This is a genomic window from Bradyrhizobium sp. HKCCYLR20261 (assembly GCF_051168435.1).
Taxonomy (GTDB): domain Bacteria; phylum Pseudomonadota; class Alphaproteobacteria; order Rhizobiales; family Xanthobacteraceae; genus Bradyrhizobium.
In genome coordinates, this window is the sequence record NZ_JBNPUZ010000004.1 from 203,976 (window position 1) to 227,730 (window position 23,755).

The 23,755-nt window shown below is 65.4% G+C and carries 19 protein-coding genes; 6 read left to right on the plus strand and 13 right to left on the minus strand.

The annotated features are described in order from the left end of the window. Positions 1 to 6 precede the first annotated feature (6 nt). The 3 genes from ACQR1L_RS11020 to ACQR1L_RS11030 form a co-directional block, all read right to left on the minus strand. Positions 7 to 3,354 carry a type ISP restriction/modification enzyme gene (locus ACQR1L_RS11020; RefSeq protein ID WP_434857981.1) on the minus strand — a complete coding sequence of 1,116 codons (3,348 nt, stop codon included), beginning with the start codon at positions 3,352 to 3,354 and terminating at the stop codon, positions 7 to 9. Between the two features lie 171 nt (positions 3,355 to 3,525). Continuing rightward, positions 3,526 to 4,425 carry a methylated-DNA--[protein]-cysteine S-methyltransferase gene (locus tag ACQR1L_RS11025; protein ID WP_434857982.1) on the minus strand — a complete coding sequence of 300 codons (900 nt, stop codon included), beginning with the start codon at positions 4,423 to 4,425 and terminating at the stop codon, positions 3,526 to 3,528. A 584-nt stretch (positions 4,426 to 5,009) separates the two neighbouring features. Next, positions 5,010 to 5,543 carry a DUF2244 domain-containing protein gene (locus ACQR1L_RS11030; RefSeq protein ID WP_434857983.1) on the minus strand — a complete coding sequence of 178 codons (534 nt, stop codon included), beginning with the start codon at positions 5,541 to 5,543 and terminating at the stop codon, positions 5,010 to 5,012. Between the two features lie 22 nt (positions 5,544 to 5,565). Here ACQR1L_RS11030 and nth point away from each other — a divergent pair, with 22 nt between their 5' ends. The 4 genes from nth (at position 5,566) to ACQR1L_RS11050 (ending at position 10,173) form a co-directional block, all read left to right on the plus strand. After that, positions 5,566 to 6,414 (plus strand): endonuclease III, encoded by an 849-nt coding sequence (nth, locus tag ACQR1L_RS11035; RefSeq protein WP_434857984.1) that lies wholly within the window; start codon positions 5,566 to 5,568, stop codon positions 6,412 to 6,414. Between the two features lie 569 nt (positions 6,415 to 6,983). Continuing rightward, a complete protein-coding gene (locus ACQR1L_RS11040; RefSeq protein WP_434857985.1) occupies positions 6,984 to 8,036 on the plus strand; it encodes a type III polyketide synthase in 1,053 nt (350 codons plus the stop codon). Then, on the plus strand, positions 8,033 to 8,554 hold the full coding sequence (locus ACQR1L_RS11045) for an isoprenylcysteine carboxyl methyltransferase family protein (RefSeq protein ID WP_434857986.1): 522 nt from the start codon (positions 8,033 to 8,035) through the stop codon (positions 8,552 to 8,554). The genes ACQR1L_RS11040 and ACQR1L_RS11045 overlap by 4 nt, the downstream gene beginning before the upstream one ends. After that, positions 8,551 to 10,173 (plus strand): DHA2 family efflux MFS transporter permease subunit, encoded by a 1,623-nt coding sequence (locus ACQR1L_RS11050; RefSeq protein ID WP_434857987.1) that lies wholly within the window; start codon positions 8,551 to 8,553, stop codon positions 10,171 to 10,173. Before ACQR1L_RS11045 ends, ACQR1L_RS11050 begins: the two co-directional genes overlap by 4 nt. On the opposite strand, the gene ACQR1L_RS11055 is transcribed toward ACQR1L_RS11050, so the two are convergent. Together ACQR1L_RS11055 and ACQR1L_RS11060 are read right to left on the minus strand one after the other, a co-directional pair. Beyond that, positions 10,111 to 10,863 carry a sulfate transporter family protein gene (locus ACQR1L_RS11055; protein ID WP_434857988.1) on the minus strand — a complete coding sequence of 251 codons (753 nt, stop codon included), beginning with the start codon at positions 10,861 to 10,863 and terminating at the stop codon, positions 10,111 to 10,113. The two genes, ACQR1L_RS11050 and ACQR1L_RS11055, sit on opposite strands and share 63 nt — an antisense overlap. 271 nt (positions 10,864 to 11,134) lie before the next feature. Next, entirely contained in the window at positions 11,135 to 13,828 is a 2,694-nt protein-coding gene (locus ACQR1L_RS11060; RefSeq protein WP_434857989.1) for a heavy metal translocating P-type ATPase, read from the minus strand. A 49-nt stretch (positions 13,829 to 13,877) separates the two neighbouring features. Between ACQR1L_RS11060 and ACQR1L_RS11065 the strand changes: the two genes are divergently transcribed. Then, a complete protein-coding gene (locus tag ACQR1L_RS11065; protein WP_006613634.1) occupies positions 13,878 to 14,153 on the plus strand; it encodes a metal-sensitive transcriptional regulator in 276 nt (91 codons plus the stop codon). A 187-nt stretch (positions 14,154 to 14,340) separates the two neighbouring features. Here the strand turns inward: ACQR1L_RS11065 and ACQR1L_RS11070 are convergent, their stop codons facing one another. After that, positions 14,341 to 15,321, minus strand: coding sequence for a YiiX/YebB-like N1pC/P60 family cysteine hydrolase (locus tag ACQR1L_RS11070; RefSeq protein ID WP_434857990.1), 981 nt, complete (start codon positions 15,319 to 15,321; stop codon positions 14,341 to 14,343). A gap of 190 nt (positions 15,322 to 15,511) precedes the next feature. On the opposite strand from ACQR1L_RS11070, the gene ACQR1L_RS11075 reads away from it, so the two are divergent. Further along, positions 15,512 to 16,921, plus strand: a complete 1,410-nt coding sequence (locus tag ACQR1L_RS11075; RefSeq protein WP_434857991.1) for a flavin monoamine oxidase family protein — start codon at positions 15,512 to 15,514, stop codon at positions 16,919 to 16,921. Positions 16,922 to 17,195: 274 nt separating this feature from the next. Here ACQR1L_RS11075 and ACQR1L_RS11080 read toward each other — a convergent pair whose 3' ends face one another. The 7 genes from ACQR1L_RS11080 to rpmI all read right to left on the minus strand — a co-directional run bounded on the left by ACQR1L_RS11080 (position 17,196) and on the right by rpmI (position 23,743). Then, on the minus strand, positions 17,196 to 18,140 hold the full coding sequence (locus ACQR1L_RS11080) for an MBL fold metallo-hydrolase (RefSeq protein ID WP_434857992.1): 945 nt from the start codon (positions 18,138 to 18,140) through the stop codon (positions 17,196 to 17,198). A 32-nt stretch (positions 18,141 to 18,172) separates the two neighbouring features. Then, on the minus strand, positions 18,173 to 18,949 hold the full coding sequence (locus ACQR1L_RS11085) for a sulfite exporter TauE/SafE family protein (protein WP_434857993.1): 777 nt from the start codon (positions 18,947 to 18,949) through the stop codon (positions 18,173 to 18,175). Further along, positions 18,946 to 21,354: a phenylalanine--tRNA ligase subunit beta gene (gene pheT, locus ACQR1L_RS11090; protein WP_434857994.1), complete on the minus strand. Its 2,409-nt coding sequence runs from the start codon at positions 21,352 to 21,354 to the stop codon at positions 18,946 to 18,948. Before pheT ends, ACQR1L_RS11085 begins: the two co-directional genes overlap by 4 nt. 18 nt (positions 21,355 to 21,372) lie before the next feature. Beyond that, complete coding sequence (locus tag ACQR1L_RS11095; protein ID WP_434857995.1) at positions 21,373 to 21,792, minus strand: endonuclease domain-containing protein; 420 nt, start codon at positions 21,790 to 21,792, stop codon at positions 21,373 to 21,375. A 92-nt stretch (positions 21,793 to 21,884) separates the two neighbouring features. Then, entirely contained in the window at positions 21,885 to 22,967 is a 1,083-nt protein-coding gene (gene pheS / locus ACQR1L_RS11100) for a phenylalanine--tRNA ligase subunit alpha (protein WP_434857996.1), read from the minus strand. Positions 22,968 to 23,111: 144 nt separating this feature from the next. Beyond that, positions 23,112 to 23,471 (minus strand): 50S ribosomal protein L20, encoded by a 360-nt coding sequence (rplT, locus tag ACQR1L_RS11105; protein ID WP_006612326.1) that lies wholly within the window; start codon positions 23,469 to 23,471, stop codon positions 23,112 to 23,114. A gap of 71 nt (positions 23,472 to 23,542) precedes the next feature. Beyond that, positions 23,543 to 23,743 (minus strand): 50S ribosomal protein L35, encoded by a 201-nt coding sequence (rpmI, locus tag ACQR1L_RS11110; protein ID WP_006612327.1) that lies wholly within the window; start codon positions 23,741 to 23,743, stop codon positions 23,543 to 23,545. Between the last annotated feature and the right edge of the window lie 12 nt (positions 23,744 to 23,755).

Sequence of the window (23,755 nt, forward strand, 5' to 3'; positions counted from 1 at the left end):
GTCACGTCAGTCCTTGCCTTTGGCCTTCGGTTGTGCGCCGCCTGCGTCTGCCATGGCGAGTGCGCCCTCAGTGGTCATTTCCTGGGCGGCTATGAGTGGTCCAGAACAGATTCTCTCCAGTAGATCCGCCTGTTTAGGTTCCAGCGCGATAAGCCGCCCAAGGACATGGAGCAGATCGAGAAGGTCTGTTGTGTATTCCGGTAGCCAGCCGTCAGGCTGAATGGCATCGAGGGGGGATGGCGGACGTTTGTCCCCAATGATCGGCTTAGTACGGTCGCGGCGACGATAGCTAAACCATTGCCATAGGACCTGCTTGCCTGAGATTTCATACGCCCACATTTCCGGAGTCACGTTGTCGACGTAGCCCTTGCCGACGATCAACCGCCGCTTCTCGGGCAAGTAGTCCATCGTATCTGGTAGAGGCTCAGATGATGATGGAAAAACGCCGTCCGAAGGGATCGCTGGTCCCTGCCCCTTTGGCAGCCGAGGTGGACCTTTGGCCCGCAGCGCCGATACGTCTACAAATCTTTCTCCGAAGCAGTGCAGCCAAATGACCTCACGTCCTAAGGCTGCGGATTCAGCAAAGATCTTGGCATCCGCAGTAACCGGAATTCGCAACCCGGGCTGAACTAGATCTGACTTAAAGCGCCTAACGAAGCCCGGGTGAGCCATGACCGCCGCAATATACGCCATGACGTCCTCGGCTCGGATTGCTTTCCCATAGATCTTAGCCAGAAAAATCAACAAGCCGGATCTGATGTTTGCCTGCGATGCCGATCGATCCTGCCACAGTGGATATACTCGTCCTCCCCGACCGCTATAGTGATCCAGATCAGGAATATGACAGGTGAAAGTCAACGCGGGTCCGGAAGACGGAGAAACGCGCTCGAGAGCCGTGAGGAAAATCTGCTGGGAAGAATACCCGTTCCACAAATTTGGATTAGGTCGATTGATCAATCTTGAGTCTGGTATAATCCATTGTCTATCGAATGACCTGAAACTGTAACGGACAGGAGTGATCGGCGGAGCATTGTCGCTGGCAACAGATTGCGTGCGCTGCTCGTGCCCTTGCAGACCGGACTTCGCTGGTTTGGCGACGGTTTTGTCGCCCCCCTCATGAGGGTGAAACAGCAATTCTTTCTTGTCTGCGTCTTTCTCCTGAATGAGATAGGTCCAACGGAGGCGCAGAGTTTCCGCGTCCGGTGCGATGATCCACGTACGCCCCGGCATAACGCCAGAACCACTGTATGCAAAACAGTCGTCGAGCAATGGGAACGTCGCCCAGAGGCCTGTCGCCGAAGGTAAGAACGGCGCGCGCCAGTCAGAGGGACAATTTGTCCAGGATACATCGCTCAATGAAAGCTGGGTTAGCGCGGCGAATTTGTCTTCTCGTCGTCCCTTTGGCAGCGCGACATAGAACGTCTTCGCTGGTTCTTCGGTGTTCTTGGTAAGCTTGCGTGCCGCAAGAACGATGCAAATCGGCTGTTGCACACCTTGAAAAATTCGGGTCGCCACTTCCGGCTGATGTCCCTCGGGCGAGCAGTCGACCACCCATATTTCAGAGCAAGTCCGCCTGAGATCGTCCCGCATCTTCTCGAAGCCGGGACCATTCAGGAACCCGGCGACCGTAATGAAGCAGACAACCCCTTCTTCGTCCTTGTCGGGAAATCCGGTCGCAGCATAGTTGCCCGAGCCGAACACTTTCCAGGTCGCCCAGCGCCAGAAGTAGATGTAGAGATTCTTAAGGTGTTTGGTATGCGCACTGACGCCCCACTCTGGAGGTGGCCTCCATCGGTCGAGGGGAGCGGCCAACTTGCCGCCCGAGCCAGCTTCGATCCAACCGCCGCGCCCTTCGGCCTTTTCCTTGTAAGGTGGATTGCCTATCACGACCGTGATGGGCCGCGTCTTTTTGATTGTGTTGGCGTCGCGGCGCGACTTTGCGATCGGCTCGTAGAGCTGACCAAGGTTCTCATCCTCGATGAAGGGATTGCCGAGCGTGTCCGTGACAAACAACCGAAGCTCTGGGATTGAGAGTGATGCCTTGGAGGGCGTCGCCATCAATGCTTGCATTTCCGCAATAATTCTAAGTTGGGCGACTGCGAAAGGGCCGAACTGAAGCTCGAACCCGATCAAGCGTTTTGCTGCTGCTTCGATTGCGCCACGAACCGCGCCTGGACCAAGGTCTTGCGAGATGGTTAAGGCAATGCGGCGGAGCACACCAAGCAGGAAGGTGCCCGTGCCTACTGCCGGGTCAGCCACGATGACGTCGGCTGCGGCAAGCCCGGCTGTACGTTCGAACAGCGGACCCCGCAATGCTTCATCGACAAGATTGACCATTGCTGCGACGACTTCCGGCGGGGTGTAGTAGGAGCCCGTGCGCTTTCTTAGTTTGTTGTCGTAGACTTCCAAAAAATCTTCGTAGAAATATAGCCAAGCTTCGGGCTTGTCTTTGCTGATAGTGTGCCAATTCACTTCTTCGAGGACGCGCGTGAGTGTAGCAAGCGACGTCTTCAGGGCCTCTTGATTGGTCACCTCATCGGTCAGCAGCCGCAACGCTGTCGCGATCAGCGAATTGGATTTTCGCAGTTCCTTGGCGGCGTGATCAATACCGTCGGCCAAGGAAATGTCTCGCGATCGAGCGACTAGAAGGCCGAATGCGACCGCCTGCGCATAACCGTCCGCAAATTGGGTATCGTCCGCTTGAGGAAATAGCAGCTTGCGCCAATCGTGGGCGAGCGCAGTGAGCCCGGCATTGCCATGCTGCATTTGCTCGATAACCTCGTCGCGCAGGAGGCGGCAGAGGCGGGCGCAGACTTCTGCCAATTTCTTCGCAGATCTTGGCGGGATGGGATTCCAACGGAAGAAGTCATCGATGGTCGGCGCCAGCGTGGCGGGAGCGGCGAGTTTCGTTCCCGACGATTCGATATCCCCGTCGAGATGAACAACCTTTCCGATCAGTTCTCCGTCACGCCAAAGGCTGAAGGCGTTGCCGTCAGTGTAGAGAAGGTTCGGCAACGATTTCAGCTTCTCCCATTGAGCTTTGTCGTGTGGGTCCGAAAACTTTCGCGGGTCCGCCCCTTTGCCCGGCGCCTTGATCTCCACAAATCCGACGAGTGCTTTGCCGATGGTGACCGCGTAGTCGGGACGGGTTTGCAGGTGAGACAACGTTGTCTCTCCCACCAAGGAAAGCGATGTGGACGGGAAGCCGCAGATGGCGGCCATATCATGTAGAAAGGACTCGAGCGGGGCACGTAGCTGGTCTTCGGGGGCGCCGGCGACTGCTGGGTTTTTGAGCTTTGCTCTCGCGCTGGAACCAAAATCCGAAACGGCGTGTTCAATTGTCTTGATGGGCAAATTGGTCCCCGGGCGCTAAGCCAAAATCGATTCCATAACGACAATCGGTACTCGAATGTAAAAGTACCCACAACCAATTCTTGACAAGGCGACACAACATGGCGACCCGTTGTTGCTCTCACCGGCCCTCCTTGCCCCGGCGGCTGCTTAGCTAAGTCTTCGTCAGCCCTCCTACCCGATCCCCACCTGCCCAGCCTCCCAGCCGATCATCGCCTGCTTGCGCGTCAGCCCCCAGTGATACCCCGTCAACGCGCCCGTCTTTCCTAGCGCGCGGTGACACGGCACCACGAACGAGATTGGATTCTTGCCGACCGCCGCGCCGACCGCGCGCGAGGCCCTCGGCGACTCCAGCCTGGTCGCGATGTCGGAGTAACAGACCGCCCGCCCCATGGGGATCTTGAGCAGGGCTTCCCAGACGCGGACCTCGAAATCGGTGCCGATCAGGACGACGCGTAAGGGCTGCTCGGGACGCCAGTGGTTCTTGTCGAAGATGCGTTGCGCCAGCGCCGCGGTGCCGGCGACGTCCTCGACGTAAGAGGCGCGGGGCCAGCGGCTCTTCATGTCGGCGAGCGCGGACGCCTCCTCGCCCGGGTCGGCGAAGGCGAGGCCGGCGAGGCCGCGCGGGGTGGCCATGACGAGCGCCATGCCGAACGGGCAGGGGTGGAAGCCGTAGCGGAGCGTCGTGCCGGCGCCGCCGGTCTTCCATTCGCCTGGAGACATCGCCTCGTGGGTGACGAACAGGTCGTGCAGGCGGCCGGGGCCCGACAGGCCGGAGTCGAGCGCGGCGTCGAGCACGGAGGCCGAGCCCTTCAGCAGGCCCTTGGCGTGGTCGAGCGTCAGCGCCTGCATGAACGCCTTCGGCGTCAGCCCGGCCCAGCGCCGGAACAGATGGTGCAGTTCGTCCGGCGTCAGGCTGGCGGCGTCGGCCATGTCCTCGATGGTCGGCTGCCGGCGCCAATGCTCGGAGATGAACGCGATCGCGCGGCGCACGGCGTCGTAGTCGCGCAGGGCGGCGGATTGTTGCGGGCCCGGCTTGGCCAGGGCGGAATCGTGAATGGCGAGGGTCATCATGACTCCGGATGTAGGGCGGCCGGGGAGGGCACTCCACCCGATTTCTGATTGGGGGGCTAGGGGGTGGATGTGAGCGGCCTCGACCCGCGCTCATGGTTGGTTTGCTCCGTCATTCCGGGGCATTCGCGCGCAAGCGCGAATGAGCCCGGAATCCATAACCACAGGATGATGTGTGAGGCGAGATGCCCGCCACCCGCGTGCGCTACACGACGTCCTGTGGGTATGGGTTCCGGGCTCGCGCTGCGCGCGCCCCGGAACGACGGCGGAGATGACGGCGGTGCTGCCGCCGGGCGGCGAGGTGAGGGGGGCCCTCGGCACGGTCGGTGGGTGGGGCGGCCCCTCACCCCAACCCTCTCCCCGTGAAGGACGGGGAGAGGGAGCGCACCGGTGTTGGGGCGAGCACTGCGGTCGACATCGCCGGCGTCATTCCGGGGCAATCGGCAATGCGCGGCAGCGCATTGGCGATTGAACCCGGAGTCTCGAGGTGGTTGGAAAAGAACGCAAGGCAGGCTCGGGATTCCGGGTTCAAGGCCTGCGGCCTTGCCCCGGAATGACGGTGGGTGTGGTGGGTCCACCCCAGTTAGTTACAGCGGATTGAGCACCGGGCCGCGTTTTGCGGCCTGCAACCCCGCCGTGAGCGCCTTCGCGAAGCTCGCCTTCTCCTCCGGCCCGAGGAAGCTCGCGATCGCGACGCGCTGACCGCGCGCCACCAGGTACAGCCGCTCGATGCCGAACTCCTCGTGGGTTTCCTGGTCGAGGCGAACCCAGAGCGGGTTGAAGCGCCATTCCATGACGTGGCCCTTGTGGCTGACACGGCGCAGGCGCAGCTCGGTCAGCGTGATGGTCACGTCCTCATAAGCGTTGGCGCGGCGGAAGTTGACGCGGAAGGCCCAGTAGATCGCCAGCGCGTCGAGGCCGAAGAAGCCGAGCACCGGCCAGGCGCCCATCATGACCGAGGCGATCCCGCCGATGAAGCTGATGGCGCAGACCACGGCCATCAGCACGATGAAGCCGGTGCGGCCGAGCGAGCGATGCGGCGTCAGCCGGGCCGAGAACAGCTCGGGATCAGCGGCGGCGTTGCCGGTCTCCTGATACGCAAAAGCATTGCCTGGCGTCATGGGGCCTCAGTATACCCGGATCATGGCCAAAATCACCCGCCCCCAACGCGCCAAGCCGGCCCCGGTTCGCACGCCCGCCAAAAAGGCGGCCAAGGCCGCGCCGGGAGCAGCGTCCAAATCCGCATCCAAAACGGCGAAGAAGGCCGGCAAGATCAGCCCGGCGGCCAAGCTCCCTTCTGCAAAGTCGAAGGCAGGCCCGGTCAAGCCGGTCAAGAAAGCGTTGAAGGCAACCAAACCCTGGACCCCGGCCGAGATCCGCGAGGCCTTCAGCCGGTTCGCGCAGGCCAATCCGGAGCCGAAAGGCGAGCTCGAACACGTCAATCCCTACACCTTGCTTGTCGCGGTGGTGCTGTCGGCGCAGGCGACCGACGCCGGCGTCAACAAGGCGACGCGGCCGCTGTTCGCGGTCGCCGACACGCCGCAGAAGATGCTCGCGCTCGGCGAGGACGCGGTGCGCGACTACATCAAGACCGTCGGCCTCTACCGCACCAAGGCCAAGAACGTGATCGCGCTGTCGCAGAAGCTGATCACTGACTTCGGCGGCGAGGTGCCGCGCACGCGCGCCGAGCTGGAGTCGCTGCCGGGCGCGGGGCGCAAGACCGCGAATGTCGTGCTCAACATGGCGTTCGGCGAGCACACGATGGCGGTCGACACCCACGTGTTTCGCGTCGGCAACCGCACGGGGCTGGCGCCCGGCAAGACGCCGCTGGAGGTCGAGCTCGGGCTCGAGAAGGTGATCCCGGCGGAGTTCATGCTGCACGCCCATCACTGGCTGATCCTGCACGGCCGCTACACCTGCCTCGCCCGCAAGCCGCGCTGCGAGCTGTGCCTGATCAAGGACCTCTGCCGCTGGCCGGAGAAGACGGCCTGACGTGGCGCGCAGCTGTTAGGCCGACCCCGCTGCCACCCTCCCTTGGACGGGGAGGGCGATTGCATGTGGAAATTCCGGGCTGTCGCGACGAACGATCCTGCAAGTTAGTTGCTCCGTCATGCCCGGGCTTGTCCCGGGCATCCACGTCGTTCTCAGCATGCCGACCGACGTGGATGGCCGGGACTAGCCCGGCCATGACGACGTGGAGAGAGACGAGCACAAAACGGCGATCGCACATGTACGCCGCGGCGGACGAGATTGAACCGTGATGTCACGGCGTACTGGATCGTCCGCCGGAGCCTCTCATCCGGCCGGCCGAAGGCCGGACCGGGTGGCGGACGATGACGGCGGGGGCCTACGTGGATCTCCCTTTCAGGTTGCAGCTCCAAATCGCATTTGACAGTCACTTTAGCGTCACGCGCCGACGCGCTCTCACCATGGCCGGGCCACATCGCCGCCCGCATTGGTCATAAGATGAAACCCGTCATCCGGGCGAAGTGAGTGGCGCGTGACTGAACCCCGCGTTCTCGGACGTCTGCTGCGCCGGGACGTGGGGAAGGATCAGTTGCATGGACAATACCGCCGCGCTCGTGTCGCTCGCGACCGCTGTGCCGCCGCATCAGTTTCGCCAGAACGAGGTGATGGAGGCGGCGCGCGTGGTGCTGTCGCCGCGCTTTCCGCAGTTCGACACGATGGCGAGCCTGTTCGCGAACACCGGCATCCGCGCCCGCTACGGCGTCAAGCCGATCGAATGGTACATGGAGCGGCGCGGCTGGCCGGAGCGGACCGAGGCCTATCTCGACGGTGCGGAAGCCCTGTTTGTCGAGGCAACCAACAAGGCGCTGGCGCAGGCCGATCTCAGAGCTGATGAGATCGACACCATCGTCAGCGTGAGCTCGACCGGCATCGCGACGCCGACCCTGGAAGCGCGTGTCGCCGGCCGCATGGGGTTTCGCTCCGACGTCTCGCGCGTGCCGGTGTTCGGGCTCGGCTGCGCCGGCGGCGTCTCCGGCCTGTCGATCGCCGCGCGTCTCGCACAGGCGCGGCCCGGCACCAATGTGCTGTTCGTGACGTTCGAATTGTGCACCCTCGCCGTGCGCCATGACGAGCTGAGCAAAGCGAACATCGTCGCGCTGAGTTTGTTCGGCGATGGCGCTGCCGCGGCGATCCTGCGCGCCGGCGACGGCGGCCAAACGCGCGTCGAGGCGACGGGCGAGAAGCTGTGGCCGGATACGCTCGACATCATGGGCTGGAGCGTCGATCCCGAAGGCTTTGGCGTGATCTTCCAGCGCACCATTCCGGACTTCGTCACCGAGAACATGGGCCCGGCGGTCAACGAGATCCTCGGCAACATGAAGCTCGCGCCCGCTGACGTCGATCGCTTCGTCTGCCATCCCGGCGGCGCCAAGGTGATCACGGCGCTGGAGCGCGCGCTGTCGATCGGGCAGGGCACGCTCGATCATGAGCGCGAGATCATCGCCGACTACGGCAACATGTCCGCGCCGACCGTTCTGTTCGTGCTGGAGCGCGCGCGCGCGAAGGGTTTGCCGCCGCGCTCGGTGCTGACGGCGCTCGGACCCGGGTTCACCGCAAGCTGCGTTTCACTGAGGCACGCCGCATGACCTTCGCCGCTTTCGTCCTCGCCCTCGTCACCATGCAACGGCTCGGCGAGCTCGTGCTCGCCCGCCACAACACCCGCCGCCTGCGCGCCATGGGCGCGGTCGAGGTCGGCGCCGATCATTATCCGCTGATGATCTCGATGCATGCGGCCTGGCTGGTATCGTTGTGGCTGCTCGGCATCGACCAGGAGGTCGATCCCTGGCTGCTCGCGGGCTTCGTGGCGCTGCAGGGCCTGCGCTGGTGGGTGCTGGCGACGTTGGGGCCGCGCTGGACCACGCGCATCATCATCCTGCCGGGCGCGCCGCTCGTCACCGACGGACCCTATCGCTACATCTCGCATCCGAACTACCTGGTGGTGACCGCCGAGATCGCGCTGCTGCCGCTGGCTCTGCATCTGCCGCTGATCGCGCTGATCTTCTCCGGCCTCAATGCGGCCGTGCTGTTCATCCGCATCCGCGCCGAATCCGAGGCGCTGTCCGGCGTCTCCGGCGGCGGCATCGGTGGCGGCCAGACCGCATGAGCGCAGCCGCCGCGCCGGAGGAGACGCCGAGCCTCGCCACCTGGCTCGGCTTCGTCCTGATGTGCGTCGGCATGTTCATGGCGATCCTGGACATCCAGGTGGTGGCGACGTCACTGCCGACCATCCAGGAGGCGCTCGGCATCACGCCGGACGCAATGAGCTGGATCCAGACCGCGTATCTGATCGCCGAGATCATCGCCATTCCGCTGACCGGCCTGCTGACGCGCGTGTTGACCCTGCGCTGGCTGTTCGTCGGCGCCGTCAGCGTGTTCACACTGGCGTCGCTCGGCTGCGCGTTCAGTGTCAGCTTCCACATGCTGCTGGCGTTCCGCGTGCTGCAGGGCTTCTTCGGCGGGCTCCTGATTCCCGTGGTGTTCTCCGCGGTGTTCCTGCTGTTTCCGGCGCGGCTGCATGCGGTGGCGACGACGATCGGCGGCGTTGTCGCGGTGCTCGCGCCGACCATCGGTCCCGTGGTCGGCGGCTTCATCACCAACACCTGGTCGTGGCCCTGGCTGTTCCTGATCAACATCGTGCCCGGCATCATCGCCGCGCTGATGACGCCGAGCCTGCTGCCGGCGCAGGACATGGAGCTCGAGGAGCTCGACAAGCTCGACCTGCTGGCGCTGCTGCTGCTCGCGGTGTCGCTCGCAAGCCTCGAGCTCGGGCTCAAGGAGGCGCCGAAGGGCGGCTGGCTGTCGTCGAACTGCATCGCGCTGCTGGTGCTCAGCGCGTCCTGCCTCACCCTGCTGATCCAGCGCCTGCTGGCGTCATCCGATCCGATCCTGCGCATCGGCAGCTTCCAGCGCCGCTCGTTCACGCTCGGCTGCCTGTCGAGCTTCTGCCTCGGCATCGGCCTGTTCGGCTCGGTCTATCTGATGCCGGTGTTCCTCGCCTTCGTGCGCGGCCACGACGCGTTCGAGATCGGCAAGATCATGCTGGTGACGGGCGTCGCGCAACTGGTCGCCGCGCCGGTCGTGACCGCGCTCGACGGCAAGGTGGATGCGCGCGCGCTGACCGCGTTCGGCTTCGCGCTGTTCAGCGTGGGTCTCGCCGCCAGCGCCTTCCAGCCGCCGACCGCGGATTTTCAGGAGATGTTCTGGCCGCAGGTGGTGCGCGGCGTCGGCATCATGTTCTGCCTGCTGCCGCCGACGCGGATCGCGCTCGGCGACCTGCCGCCGGCGGAGGTCGCCGATGCCAGCGGGCTGTTCAACCTGATGCGCAATCTCGGCGGCGCGATCGGCATCGCGCTGATCGACACCATCATCTACGGCCGCGTCACCCTGCATGCGCAGGCGTTCCGCGACCGGCTGATGGCCGGCGACAGCGCCGCCGCCAAGGCGATCGGGCTGGCGCCGGAACTGCTGCGCAACCGGCCCCGCAACATCTCGGAGGAGCAGGCGATCGCCTATGTGCGGCCGCTGGTCGAGAAGGCGTCGCTGGCGCTGTGCGTCAACGAGGCCTGGGCGCTGCTCGCCGCCGTTGCGCTGCTCGGCTTCGTGCTGATCCCGTTCGCGCGCAGCAAGCCGGCGGCGAGCGTGTCGCCGCAGCTGATGGCGCTAGAGGCTGCGCAGCCGGCGCTCCGGCGACGGCTCGATCAGCTCGGGCCGCGGCCCCGATAGCCGCTTGTGCAGGTGGACCATGAAGGCCATGCCGAACAGCGGCGTCGCCAGGTTCACGATCGGGATGGTGACGAAGGCGGCGATGATCAGGCCGGCGGTGAACACGGTCACCGCATTGTCGCGCCGCATCGCCTTGGCCTCCGCAGGCGAGCGGAAGCGCATCGCGGCGAGCTCGAAATATTCGCGGCCGAGCAGCCACGCCGTGGCGATGAAGAAGATCACGAGGCCGGCGCCGGCCAGGAACACGAAGGGCAGGGCGACCAGGTAGATCAGGATGGTGAGCCCGGCGGCCTTGAGGCCCTCGACGATGGCGATGCCGAATGGCAGCGCGACGCCGGGACGCTCGGCCGGATAGTGCTCGCGCTCGACGAGGTCGGCGACGTCATCGACAAAGAGGCTCGCGATCAGCGAGGTGATCGCCGGCATCAGCATGATGCCGCCGAACACAACGCCGAAGCCGGCCGCGATCGAGATGATCCAGGTCAGCACCTCGAGCGTGCCGTGCGAGCCCGGCCCGAGCATCCCCTCGGCCCAGCCCTCGCCCGCGGTGGCGAGCCAGCTCAAGAGCCGCTGCAGCCCGATCGCCAGCACCGTGACCAGCACCAGCGCCAGCCCGATCGAGCGCCACAGGATCGAGCGCATCGGCGGCGACAGAATCTGCGAAAGCGCCTTGACGGCGGCGTCGATCATGGTGGTGGACCCTCTCTGCGAACCCCACGTCAGGAGGTAGAGATGCCGGCGGGCTTCGGCAAGCCCATCCTCCCCACCCACCGCGGACGCGCCCCAACTGCTTCCCCGGTCATTGCGAGCGCAGCGAAGCAATCCAGGGTAGCGGGCGGGACTCTGGATTGCTTCGCTGCGCTCGCAATGACGTGGAGAGACCATTTGCGAAGCTAAACCCTCATGGTGAGGAGCGCGCCCCTTGGCGCGCGTCTCGAACCATGCGGCCCCCGATGCTGTCTTACAGCCTCGCCGCCCGCAGCCGCAGTGCGTTGCCGACCACGCTCACCGACGACAGCGACATCGCGGCGGCGGCGATGATCGGCGACAGCAGGATGCCGAACACGGGGTAGAGAATGCCCGCCGCGATCGGGATGCCCGCCGCGTTGTAGATGAACGCGAAGAACAGGTTCTGGCGGATGTTGCTCATGACAGCCGCCGACAGTGTGCGCGCCCGCGCGATGCCGCCGAGATCGCCCTGCAGCAGGGTGACGCCGGCGCTCTCCATCGCGACATCGGTGCCGGTGCCCATGGCGATGCCGACATCCGCGGCGGCCAGCGCCGGCGCGTCGTTGACGCCGTCGCCGGCCATCGCCACCACCTTGCCGCTGGCGCGGAGACGCGCGACCACTGCGCTCTTCTGCTCCGGCAGCACCTCGGCTTCGACCTCGGTGATGCCGATTTTGCGCGCCACCGCCGTGGCCGTGGTGCGGTTGTCGCCGGTCAGCATGATCACCTTGATGCCGTCAGCCGCCAGCGCCTTCAGCGCGTCTGGCGTCGATGCCTTGACCGGATCGGCGATCGCGAACAGCGCGGCGGGCTTGCCGTCGACGGCCATCGTGATCACGGTGGCGCCGTCCTCGCGCAGCCGCTTGCTCGCGACGCCGAGCGTGTCGGTGATGATGCCGAGCGACGCCAGATAGGTCGGATTGCCGAGCACGACCGCCTTGCCATCGACCTCGCCGCGCGCGCCCTTGCCCGTCGGCGCATCGAAGTTTTTCACATCGGCCAGCTTGAGCTTGCGCTCGCTGGCGTGGCGCACGATCGCTTCGGCGAGCGGATGCTCGCTGGCGCGTTCGACGCTGGCGGCGAGCCTGAGCGCCTCGGCCTCGTCGAGGCCATCAGCGGTGACGACGCCGGTCACTTTCGGCTTGCCCTCGGTCAAGGTGCCGGTCTTGTCGACCACGAGGGTGTCGACCTTCTCCAGCCGCTCCAGCGCCTCCGCGCTTTTGATCAGCACGCCGGCTTGCGCGCCGCGGCCGACGCCGACCATGATCGACATCGGCGTCGCCAGTCCGAGCGCGCAGGGGCAGGCGATGATCAGCACGCTCACCGCGGCGACGAGACCGAACGCGAAGCGCGGCTCGGGGCCGAATGCGTACCAGGCGACGAACGCGGTGATCGCGGCGGCAATCACCGTCGGCACGAACCAGCCCGCGACCTGGTCGGCGAGCCGCTGGATCGGCGCGCGCGAGCGCTGCGCATCGGCGACCATCTGCACGATCTGCGACAGCAGCGTCTCGCGCCCGACCTTGTCGGCGCGCATCACGAAACTGCCGGTCTGGTTCAAGGTGCCGGCGATGACGCGCTCGCCCTCGTCCTTGGTGACCGGCATCGACTCGCCCGTCACCAGCGACTCGTCGAGCGACGAACGGCCCTCGAGGATGATGCCGTCGACCGGCACCTTCTCGCCGGGCCGCACGCGCAGCCGATCGCCGGCCGCGAGGTCGGCGATCTCGACCTCATGATCGTTGCCGTCGGCATCGAGCCGTCGCGCCGTCTTCGGCGCGAGCTGCAGAAGCGCCTTGATCGCGCCCGAGGTGGCCTCGCGTGCGCGCAGCTCCAGAACCTGGCCGAGCAGCACGAGGATGGTGATGACGGAGGCCGCCTCGAAATACACCGCGACAGTGCCGCCATGGCCGCGGAAGGCCGGCGGAAAAGCCTGCGGCATCAAGGTCGCGATCACGCTGTAGACATAGGCGACACCTGTGCCCATCGCGATCAGGGTGAACATGTTGAGATTGCGGGTCTGGACCGACTGCCAGCCGCGCACGAAGAACGGCCAGCCGGCCCACAGCACCACCGGCGTCGCCAGCGCGAACTGGATCCAGTTCGACAGCACCGGATCGATCAGCCCGTGGCCGCCGACGAGATGCCCGCCCATCTCCAGAACCACCACGGGCGCGGCGAGCACCGCGCCGATCCAGAACCGCTTCGTCATATCGGCGAGTTCGGGATTGGGCGCGTCATCCAGGCTGATGACGTCAGGCTCCAGCGCCATGCCGCAGATCGGACAGGTGCCCGGGCCTTCCTGGCGGATCTCCGGATGCATCGGGCAGGTGTAGATCGTGCCCGCCGGCATCTCCGGCGGCGGCGCGCGCTCGCCAAGATACTTGTCAGGCTCCGCCGCGAATTTGGTGCGGCAGCCCGCGGAGCAGAAATGAAAGGTATGGCCCTGGTGCTCGAAGCGATGCTTCGACGTCGCGGGATCGACGCTCATGCCGCAGACGGGATCGATGACCTTGGCCGCGTCGTGGGCGTGATGTTCGTGGCCGCCGCAGCATGCGCCCGCAGCGGTGGGAGCGCCGGCCGGCGCGAGATATCTGGCGGGATCAGTCGCGAACTTGGTCCGACAACCGGCCGAGCAGAAGTGGAAGGTCTGGCCGCCATGCTCGAAGCGGTGCTTCGACGTCGCCGGATCGACCGACATGCCGCAAACGGGATCTTTCACCTTTGCCGGTTGAGGCGGTGCGTGGTCGTGGCCGCCACAGCAGCCGCCCGTTTCGGCGACCGGGGCAGGCTCGGCACGATCGCTGCAACACACATCGGACAACGCCTCGCTTTGTCGCGTTTCATCCGCGCTCGCACGCGATCCGCAGCCGCAACCGCCAGATGGGACAGCTGCGGCACCATGTCCATGTTCGGTTTCCGACATGCCAGCCTCGCCTCTTGAAACCTATACCCTGTAGGGGTATATAAAGCCCATGCGCGACGACATCAAGACTTCCTGTCAGAAACGTTTGAGCCGGATCGAAGGGCAGGTCAGGGGCCTGTCCAAGATGGTCGAGGACAACCGCTACTGCATCGACATCGTGACGCAGATCTCCGCGGTTCGGGCGGCGCTGCGCCGCGTAGAGGAGGAGATCCTGCGCGATCACGTTTCGCACTGCGTCGAGCATGCGATTGCGTCGGGCGACAAGGCTGACCAGCGGCAGAAGATCGCGGAGCTGATGGATGTGATCAGCCGGTCGGATCGGTGACCGTCGTCGTTAGTCAGTAGGCCCTAAGCTGCGAACGCGCCGAGTGAGAGAGGATAGGCGTCTCCACTGATACTGCCCGCGCGGCTGCCCCTCACCCCAGCCCTCTCCCCGTGAAGAACGGGGCGAGGGGGCGCACCGTCAACGGTGCGCGTGCTCGGGTCCTACTCACATCGGGTCAGCGAGAGTTTCAGACCGCAACCTTGTTGCGGCGGCGTACGGCCGGACGGGGTGGCAACTTCCGTACAGGCTCGGCGACGAGGAAATGCTCGTTGACCACGAGCCGCTCGATCACCTTTTCGGCCATCACTTCCTCAGCCGCAGCCGGCTGCGCCGTTTCTTCGTCAGCCGTCTCAGGAACGAGCGGCGGCGCAACGACGGATCCTGGAAACACGGCGAACTCGCCCGCTACCTCCGCGAGCGGCTTCTGCTTGTCGGCCCAGTGCAAGGTCGTGTAGTCGAAGCCGTTGACGATGGTCGGCTTGACGATTTCGAAATACGGCGAGATGTCGAAGTCGCGCGGCATGTACAGCGACGAATCGCGGATGTGGAGGATCTCGCGCTTGGCGCGTCGCGACGGCGCCCGCGTGATCTTCGGCAGGATCGGATAGCGCACCGCGTCGAACGCCTGCGCGATCAAGGCCGAGCAGATCATCTTGGTCGGATCGCCCGAGCCCAGCGCGATCATGCGCCGCCGCCAGCGTTGCGGGATCGGCATCGGGATCAAATAGCGCATCAGGTCGATGATGTTCTTGGTGTCGTAGCCGAAGCCGATCCGGTTGATGGCATAGCGGCACACCGTATGGCGATCCTCGAAGGTCAGCCCCACGGGGCGGCACACCCGTGTGTGATAGGAGAAGTATTTCGACAGCGGCGCCGAGATCACGCCGTCGCCGACATAGGCCTCCACCAGCACATGCGGCTCGCCGTCGGGCTCGACGGCGCCATCGATCGGGCCGACATAGAGCGCCGCATGCGACCAGGTCGACTGCGTGAGATATTTGATGATGCCGGAGATGCGGCTGTTTCCTTCGACCAGCAGCACGTCGCCCGGCTGCATGTCCTTGCGCAGATAATCCGGATCGCTTGGGGTGAACGGCTCATAGCCCGGTATCTCCTTCTGGAGATAGGCGGCAATCAGCTTGCCGATCTGGTCGAGCACGATACCCATGACGCTCCCCGGTCGGCCTTGTCCGGCCGCCTGCTTTTCCCTTCTTCCATGATGGTCGATTGCGGTTGCAATTTGGTTCATAGTCGAACTGATTTAGACGGTATGGGATTCACCACCCGGTTGCCGCAGCGCGGCAGATCCGGCAAATTCCGACCGAACGCGTTCTTTCAAAGCTTTCGGAAACCATGTCATGAGCTTTACGCGCCGCGGCTTCCTGACCGCTTCCGCGGCGCTGGCCGCGCTGCCCGTCTTCAGCCGCTCGGGCCGAGCCGCGGTTCCGCGCGATGCTGACATCGTCGTGATCGGGGCGGGCGCGGCAGGCATTGCCGCGGCGCGCCGCATCGCGGCCGCCAATCGCAAGGTCGTGCTGCTCGAAGCGGCGTTGCAGATCGGCGGCCGCTGCAGCACGGATGCTGCCACTTTCGGCGTGCCGTTCGACCGCGGCGCGCGCTGGCTGCTTAATGCCGAGACGAATGCGATCGGCAAGCTGGCCCGCGGCGTCGGTCTCGACGTGATCGCCGCGCCGGTCGGCCAGAAGATCCGCGTCGGTCGGCGCAATGCGCGGCCGGGTGAAACCGAGCAGTTCCTCGCCGGCCTCGTTCGCGCCAACCGCGCCATCGACGAGGCCTCTCGCGGCAAGCTCGACACCTCCTGCGCCGCAGCTTTGCCCAAGGATCTCGGCGACTGGGCCGGGACAACCGCCTTCGTGCTCGGCGCCAGCGCCACCGGCAAGGACCTCGCCGATCTCTCCGCAATCGACAAGGCCCGCGGCCAGGATCGCAGCGCGCCGCTCGCTTGCCGCCAGGGGCTGGGCACGCTCGTCAGCAAGCTTGGCGAGTCCCTGCCGGTGGCGCTGGCGACGCCGGCCACGCGGATTGTGTGGGGCAACCGTGACGTGGCCGTGGAAACCCCGGCCGGCCGCATTGCGACGCGTGCCGTCATTCTCACGGTGTCGACCAACGTGCTCGCATCGGGCGCCATCAAGTTTGCTCCGGAACTGCCGAAGCGACAGCTCGACGCCGCCGCGAAGCTGAGCCTGGGCAGCCTCGATCACATCGCACTGATGCTATCCGGCAATCCGCTCGGCCTGTCACGCGACGAGGTCATCGTCGAGCAGAGCAATTCGAACCGCACCGGTCTGTTGCTCGCCAATATCGGCGGCTCCTCACTGTGCACCGTCGACGTTGCCGGCAGCTTCGGCCGGGATCTCTCCGCGCAGGGCGAGGCGGCGATGACCGCTTTCGGCAAGGAGTGGATCGGCAAGCTGTTCGGTAGCGAAGCGGCCGCCGCAGTGAAGTCGTCGTCGGCCACCCGCTGGAATCAGGTGCCGGGCGTGCTTGGGGCGATGTCCGCGGCCGCACCCAGTGGCCAGGGCGCGCGCAAGATCCTCGGCGAGCCGCTGGGACCGTTGTTTCTCGCTGGTGAAGCGACGCATGAGACGCTGTGGGGCACGGTCGATGGCGCCTGGGAGTCCGGCGAGCGCGCCGCGGAAGCCGCGCTTCGCCGCATCGGTGCGTTGAAGGATCCCGAGCCGGAGCCGACGAGCGAGCGCCAGCGTGGTCGTCGTCGCAAGGTGCGGTCGGCCTCGCCGGAGGATTGATCTCGAACGCATCGCTAAGATCGCAACAAGATGCGGTGGGATTGACTGTGCCCTCTCCCCTTGTGAGAGAGGGCATGTAGGAAAGTTCAGCAGGCTCGGTTGGGTGAGGGGTATCTCACCGCGAATGTCACTGGCTGAGAGTACCCCTCACCCAACCGCATTCGCGGATAGGCCGTCCATGCCCTCTCCCACAAGGGGAGAGGGCGCATTCATGACCATCGCACCGGCATCTTGAGCCGTGCTTCGATTGAGAAATTTGTAGTTCCAAAGTCAACTACACCGGCAGCTTCAGCTCCATCAGATCCTTCGCGACGACGATGCGGCCCGTGTAGTTCTTCTTGACGTCGCGGGTCCAATCCTCGTCGGTCACCTCGGGATCGTCGCCCGGCACGAAGTGACTGAGCACAAGCACCTTCACACCGGCCGCAGCCGCGACGCGGCCCACGTCCTCCGTCGTGGTGTGGCTTTCCAGCAGATGCTTCTTCAACGTCGATCCGTTCTTGGTCTTGAGGACGAGACGATCGACCGCCGGCACGTAGAGACATTCGTGCACCAGCACGTCAGCGCCCTTGGCGAACTCCGCAAGCTTCGGGTTGTAGGCGGTGTCGCTGGAGAACACGATGGTGCCGTCCGGCGTATCGAACTTGTAGGCGAAATTATCGGTGATCGGCGGATGCGGCGTGCGGAACGCGGTCACCGTCACGTCGGCCGTCTTCACGACGACGCCGTCAGAATCGATATCCTTGGCAATCAGCAGCGGCCTCGGATCTGGCCGGCCCTCGTCATCGATGCGGGTGTCGACGTCGAACTTGTTGGTCTCCCAGAAGCTCCGCGTCATCGCCTGCAGGCCTTTCGGCCCGAACGACTGGATCGGCGTTGACAGCCCTGCGGCCCAGGCGTTGTAGAAAAGGTTGCCGTATTCCAGATTGTGATCGGAATGATGGTGGCTGATCAGGATGTATTTGATCGACGGGATCGGCACGCCGGCGCTGACGAGCTGTCGGCTGACTCCCATGCCGCAATCGATGACAAACGGCGTGCCGTTGACGACGACGAGATTGGCGGGGTTCGAGGCGCCGACACCGACGCGCGGCCCGCCCTTGGTGCCGAGGAATACGATGCGTGTTCCGGCCTTGGCGCCTTGCGCGAACACCGATGGCGCCGCGATGGCCCCGGCTGAGCCCAACGCAAGCGACAGCATCGTTCGACGATTGATCATGGCGTCCTCCCGCTGGTCTCGTTGCGCGGAGGCTATCCCCGGCCGAGCACGCCGTCGAGGGCCGGAAGCCCGAAGATCACGGCGATCGCGATCAGCGCATAGCAGATGATGCGGAACACGCGTTCGCTGGCGCGGCCGAACAGTGAGGCGCCGAAAGCGACGCCGATCGCGTAGACCGGCCCGATGAGCAAGGAGAGTTTGAGCGAGTCCCAGGTGATCAGGCTGCTGGCGGCGTAGCTGACCATCGCGAAGCCGTCAGAGGCACCGAAGAACAGCACGATGTTCGCCCGCGCGACCTTCGGCTCGATCGGGCGTCCCAGCCAGTAGCCGACGATCGGCGGCCCACCGGTCTGCGCCACGCCGCTACAGAAGCCGGACACGGCGCCGACCGCGACCGACAGCGCCGTGTAGTCCTTGCCGCGATAGCGCCAGCCGGAGATCAGCAGGGCAAGGAGTGCGACGACGAAGCTCGTGATGATCCAGCGCACGGTCACGGGATCGAGCCGGGAAAGGAAATAGGTGCCGAGAGGCACCCCGACCAGCGCGCCGGCAACGATCACCGCCGTCGCCTTGCGGTCGGCATCGCGCCAGGCGTTGGGCACCGTCGGCGCCATCGCCACGAAGTCGATCACCAGCAGCAGCGGCGCGACGAGCCGTGGCGCGGCAAAGCTGCTGGCCAGCGGCATGAAGATGAGCGCCGCGCCGAAGCCGGAGAAGCCGCGCGCGGTCGCTGCGATGAAGGCAACGACCGCCAGAGCGATCGTCGCGAACAGGCTGAGTTCGGCAGGGATGAGCCCGGAGAGGCTCATCCGCGCAACGTGCCGCCGGTCTTCTTGGCCACGTCGGCGGTGATCTTGGCCGCGACGGCGTCGATCTCTTCATCCGTCATGGTCTTGTCGCGCGGCTGCAGGGTGACGGCGATCGCGACCGACTTCTTGCCGTCCTCGATGCCCTTGCCCTCGTAGATGTCGAAGACGGTGACGTCGGTGATCAGCTTCTTGTCGACGCCCTGCGCTGCCTTCACGATGTCGCCGGCCTTGACCTTGCGATCGACGATGAAGGCGAAGTCACGCGACACCGGCTGGAACGCGGAGAGCTCCAGCACCGGCTTGGCGCGAGTGGGCTTTGCCTTGGCAGCCGGGACGCGATCGAGGATGACCTCGAACGCAACCAGTGGACCGTCGGCCTTGAGCACTTCCAGCGTGCGCGGATGCAGCTCGCCGAAATGTCCGAGCACGTTCTGCGGTCCCATCTGGATCGTGCCGGAGCGTCCCGGATGCATCCAGGCAGGTCCGCCGGCGACGATCTGCACCGAGGCCATCGGCGCGCCGGCGGCCGCGAGCACGGCGAGGGCATCAGCTTTGGCATCATAGGCGTTGGCCGGCTGCGAACCCGTCCAGTGCCGGCCGAGACCCTTCGACGAGGCGATGCCACGGCGGATGCCGCTGGCGGCGACGAACTGATCCTCCGGACGGTCGCCCTTGAATATCTGTCCGACTTCGAAGATCGCGGCATCACCGAAGCCGCGATCGGCGTTGGCCTGCACGGTGGCGATCAGGCCGGGCAGCAGGCTCGGGCGCATGTCGGACAGGTCGGACGCGATCGGATTGGCGAGCGCGAGCTCGGGCTTGCCGCCGCCGAACAGCTCGGCGGCCGGCTTGGAGATGAACGACCAGGTGACGGCCTCGACCATGCCGCGCGCCGCCAGCGCGCGCTTGGCGCGGCGGGTGCGCAGTTGCAGCGGCGTCAGCACCGGCTTGCGCGGCGCATCGCCGCGCTCGAACGGCGTCATCGGCACCTTGTCGACTCCGACGATGCGGACGATTTCCTCGACGATGTCCGCCTTGCCATGGACGTCGCTGCGCCACGAGGGCACCGCGACCTTCACGACCGGGCCGGTGCCGGCCAAGGTGAAGCCGAGATGCGTCAGGATGCGGCGCATCTCCGGGAAGGGCACCTCGATGCCTGCGAGGCGCTTCACCTCGGTGACGGGGAAGTCGATGATGCGGTCGTCGCCATAGGCGTTGCCGACGACGACGTTGTCGGACGGCGTGCCGCCGCAGAGCTCGAGCACCAGCTTGGTCGCCATTTCCAGGCCCGGCACCATGAAGGCCGGATCGACGCCGCGCTCGAAGCGGTAGCGCGCGTCAGAATTGATGCCGAGCTTGCGGCCGGTCTGGGCGATGTTGATCTCGTTCCACAGCGCCGATTCGATCAGCACGTCAGTGGTGCCTTCGTCGCAGCCCGACGCCTCGCCGCCCATGATGCCGGCGAGCGACTCGACGCCGGCGTCGTCGGCGATCACGCACATCGAATTCTCGAGCGTGTAGGTGCGGCCGTCGAGCGCCAGCAGGGTCTCGCCATCGCGGGCGCGGCGGACGACCAGATTGCCCTTGACCTTCTTGGCGTCGAACACGTGCAGCGGCCGCGCGCGGTCGAATGTCATGTAGTTGGTGATGTCGACCAGCGCGTTGATCGGGCGCAGCCCGATCGAGGTCAGCCGCTGCTGCAGCCATTTCGGCGACGGACCGTTCTTGACGCCACGCACCAGCCGCAGCGCGAAGCCCGGACACAGCTTCTCGTCCTCCACCGCGACCTTCACGGGGCAGGGGAATTCGCCCTTGATCGGCTTGATGGCGGGATCTTTCAGCTTGCCCATGTCGGCGGCGGCGAGATCGCGCGCGATGCCGTGAACCCCGGTGCAGTCCTGGCGATTCGGCGTCAGGTTGATCTCGATCATGGGATCGCCGAGGCCCGCCCATTCCGCGTAGGGCTTGCCGATCGGCGCATCCGCCGGCAGCTCCATGATGCCGTCGTGATCGTCGGAGATCTGCAGTTCGGCCGCCGAGCACAGCATGCCGCGGCTCTCGACGCCTCGGATGGTGCCGACCGACAGCGTGATGTTCTTGCCGGGAATGTAGGTGCCCGGCGGCGAGAACACCGACACCAGCCCCGCGCGTGCATTCGGCGCGCCGCAGACGACCTGCACCGGCGCGCTACCGTCGCCGGTGTCGACCATGCAGACGCGCAGCCGGTCCGCATTCGGATGCTGCTCGGCGGAGACGACGCGCGCGATTTTATACGGCGCGAGCAGCTTCGCCTTGTCCTCGAGATGCTCGACCTCGAGGCCGATCATCGTGAGCTTGTCGGCGAGCTTCTCCACCGGCTCATCGGTGTCGAGATGGTCCTTCAGCCAGGACAGCGTGAATTTCATGGCTCTGTTTCCGCGGACTCAGTCCTGTTCCCTCCCCCGCTTGCGGGGGAGGGTTAGGGTGGGGGCTCTCGCCGCAACGGCAGCGGCAATGGTGTCAAGAACGCCGGCCCGATTGGCCAGCACGTCGTTGTTGGCGAAGCGCAGGATCTGAAAGCCTTTCGCCTCGATCACAGCCGAGCGCGCGGCATCGCGCTGCTCGGCTTCATTTGAGAAATGCTGGCCGCCGTCGAGTTCGATGACGAGATGAGCGGCGTGGCAGACGAAGTCGGCGATGTAGCGGTCGATCGGGACCTGGCGGCGGAAGCCGACGCCGAGGAGACGGTGACCGCGTAGCTCCGACCAGAGGATGCGCTCGGCGTCGGTCGAGTTTTGGCGGAGTGCTCGTGCATTGGATCGAAGCCGTGAGGGGACTTTCCAGGCCGGCTTCTCGTCGTCCATCGAGACCTCCTGCGCGGAGACACCCCCACCCCAGCCCTCCCCCGCAAGCGGGAGAGGGAGCTCGACCGTCTGCTGGGAGAGGGCGAGGCTCATCACGTGCTCAATCCTCCCGCGAGGGTCGGCACCTCCAGCGGCTTGAAGCCGTAGTGGGACAGCCAGCGGACGTCGCCTTCGAACAGCTGGCGCAAATCGCTCATGCCGTATTTCAGCATCGCGATGCGGTCGATGCCCATGCCCCAGGCAAAACCCTGGTACTCGTCGGGATCGATGCCGCAGGCGCGCAGCACGTTCGGATGCACCATGCCGCAACCGAGAATCTCCAGCCAGTCCTCGCCCTCGCCGAAGCGGATCTCGCCCTTGTCGCGGCGGCACTGGATGTCGACCTCGAGCGACGGCTCGGTGAATGGGAAGAACGACGGCCGGAATTTCATGTTGATGTGGTCGACCTCGAAGAACGCCTTGCAGAACTCGTGCAGGATCCATTTGAGGTGGCCGAGATGCGAGCCCTTGTCGATGACGAGGCCCTCGACCTGATGGAATTGCGGCGTGTGGGTCGCGTCCGAGTCGATCCGGTAGGTGCGGCCCGGGCAGATCACGCGGATCGGCGGCTTCTGGGTCAGCATCGTCCGAACCTGCACCGGCGAGGTATGGGTCCGCAGCAGCATGCGCGAGCCGTCCTCCTTCGGGTTAAAGAAGAAGGTGTCGTGCATCTCGCGCGCCGGATGCCCTTCCGGGAAGTTCAGCTTGGTGAAGTTGTAGTCGTCGGTCTCGACATCGGGGCCTTCCGCGATCGAGAAGCCCATATCGGCGAAGATCGTGGTCAGCTCGTCCATCACCTGGCTGAGCGGATGAATGCGGCCGCTGTCGGCCGGCGTATCCTGCAGCGGCAGGGTGACGTCGATGGTCTCGGCGGCGAGGCGCGCATCGAGGGCGGCAGCCTTCAGCACGTCGCGGCGCGCGGAGAGCGCCTGCGTGACCTTGTCCTTGGCGAGGTTGATGGCAGCACCTTGAGTCTTGCGCTCGTCCGGGGACATCTTGCCGAGCGTGGCGAGCAGCGCCGAGATCGAGCCCTTCTTGCCGAGGGCGGCGACGCGCACGGCCTCCAGCGCGGCTTCATCGCCGGCGGCGGCGATCTGGTCGAGGATCGAGGTTTCGAGCGAGGCGAGGTCGGACACGGGCAAAATCTCCGCGGACAAAAGGCGGCTGGGTTGTCGCCGCGACGGCGACAGGGGTCAAGCGAAAGCAGCGATGGCACCGGACAGCAAAAAGCGGCCGAGAGCGTCGGCCGCTTTGCATAGTCCTTCGCGAGGCGGAGGCGATCAGGCGGCGAGCGCCGCCTTGGCCTTCACAACGATCGCCTCGAACGCGGCGGGCTCGTTGATCGCGAGATCCGACAGCACCTTGCGGTCGACGGTGATGCCGGACTTGGACAGGCCGTCGATAAATCGGCTGTAGGTCAGCTCGAATGGACGCACGGCGGCGTTCAGGCGCTGGATCCAGAGCGCGCGGAAGGTGCGCTTCTTGCGCTTGCGATCGCGGAACGCATACTGGCCGGCCTTCTCGACAGCGGCCTTGGCGGCGCGGATGGTGTTCTTGCGGCGGCCGTAGAAACCCTTGGCGGCCTTGTAGACCTTCTTGTGCTTGGCGTGGGCGGTCACACCGCGTTTGACGCGAGACATGACGGAAATCCTTGTTCAGAGGTGATGACGAGCCGCGTCGCGCGCGGCCGGGTTCGGAAGCGAGAGGCCGGTCAGGCGTTCGGCAAGAAGTACTTCTTGACGTTGTCGCCGTCGGTCTTGAACAGCACGCGGGTGCCGCGCAGCTGCCGGATCTGCTTCTTGGTCCGCTTGATCATGCCGTGGCGCTTACCGCGCTGAGCGTGCATGACCTTGCCGGTCCCCGTCACCTTGAAGCGCTTTTTAGCGCCGGATTTGGTCTTCAGCTTGGGCATTTGGCTCTCCTT

Bases quoted from the DNA above. Each gene is read 5' to 3' on its own strand.
- pheT (WP_434857994.1), bottom strand. From the start codon at position 21,354: ATGAAATTCACGCTGTCCTGGCTGAAGGACCATCTCGACACCGATGAG.
- ACQR1L_RS11030 (WP_434857983.1), bottom strand. From the start codon at position 5,543: ATGACGCCAGGCAATGCTTTTGCGTATCAGGAGACCGGCAACGCCGCC.
- ACQR1L_RS11050 (WP_434857987.1), top strand. From the start codon at position 8,551: ATGAGCGCAGCCGCCGCGCCGGAGGAGACGCCGAGCCTCGCCACCTGG.
- nth (WP_434857984.1), top strand. From the start codon at position 5,566: ATGGCCAAAATCACCCGCCCCCAACGCGCCAAGCCGGCCCCGGTTCGC.
- ACQR1L_RS11085 (WP_434857993.1), bottom strand. From the start codon at position 18,949: ATGAGCCTCTCCGGGCTCATCCCTGCCGAACTCAGCCTGTTCGCGACG.
- rplT (WP_006612326.1), bottom strand. From the start codon at position 23,471: ATGTCTCGCGTCAAACGCGGTGTGACCGCCCACGCCAAGCACAAGAAG.
- ACQR1L_RS11075 (WP_434857991.1), top strand. From the start codon at position 15,512: ATGAGCTTTACGCGCCGCGGCTTCCTGACCGCTTCCGCGGCGCTGGCC.
- ACQR1L_RS11080 (WP_434857992.1), bottom strand. From the start codon at position 18,140: ATGATCAATCGTCGAACGATGCTGTCGCTTGCGTTGGGCTCAGCCGGG.
- ACQR1L_RS11065 (WP_006613634.1), top strand. From the start codon at position 13,878: ATGCGCGACGACATCAAGACTTCCTGTCAGAAACGTTTGAGCCGGATC.
- ACQR1L_RS11055 (WP_434857988.1), bottom strand. From the start codon at position 10,863: ATGATCGACGCCGCCGTCAAGGCGCTTTCGCAGATTCTGTCGCCGCCG.
- ACQR1L_RS11060 (WP_434857989.1), bottom strand. From the start codon at position 13,828: ATGTCGGAAACCGAACATGGACATGGTGCCGCAGCTGTCCCATCTGGC.
- ACQR1L_RS11070 (WP_434857990.1), bottom strand. From the start codon at position 15,321: ATGGGTATCGTGCTCGACCAGATCGGCAAGCTGATTGCCGCCTATCTC.
- ACQR1L_RS11040 (WP_434857985.1), top strand. From the start codon at position 6,984: ATGGACAATACCGCCGCGCTCGTGTCGCTCGCGACCGCTGTGCCGCCG.
- rpmI (WP_006612327.1), bottom strand. From the start codon at position 23,743: ATGCCCAAGCTGAAGACCAAATCCGGCGCTAAAAAGCGCTTCAAGGTG.
- ACQR1L_RS11045 (WP_434857986.1), top strand. From the start codon at position 8,033: ATGACCTTCGCCGCTTTCGTCCTCGCCCTCGTCACCATGCAACGGCTC.
- ACQR1L_RS11095 (WP_434857995.1), bottom strand. From the start codon at position 21,792: ATGGACGACGAGAAGCCGGCCTGGAAAGTCCCCTCACGGCTTCGATCC.
- ACQR1L_RS11025 (WP_434857982.1), bottom strand. From the start codon at position 4,425: ATGATGACCCTCGCCATTCACGATTCCGCCCTGGCCAAGCCGGGCCCG.